Raw genomic sequence first — 213 nt, 5'->3', positions numbered from 1 at the left:
TCCCCACGCTTTCGAGCCTCAGTGTCAGTTACAGGCCAGAGAGCCGCTTTCGCCACCGGTGTTCCTCCATATATCTACGCATTTCACCGCTACACATGGAATTCCACTCTCCTCTCCTGCACTCAAGTCTACCAGTTTCCAATGCATACAATGGTTGAGCCACTGCCTTTTACACCAGACTTAATAAACCACCTGCGCTCGCTTTACGCCCAA

At 51.2% G+C, this 213-nt stretch carries 1 rRNA gene; it reads right to left on the bottom strand.

Annotated elements, in window-relative coordinates:
- Positions 1-213, bottom strand: a 16S ribosomal RNA gene (locus tag FVP33_RS19045); the annotation flags it as partial.

Origin of the sequence: Lacisediminihabitans profunda (assembly GCF_008040105.1) — a bacterium.
Lineage (GTDB): Bacteria > Actinomycetota > Actinomycetes > Actinomycetales > Microbacteriaceae > Lacisediminihabitans > Lacisediminihabitans profunda.
This window is presented reverse-complemented; position numbering and strand designations above follow the sequence as displayed.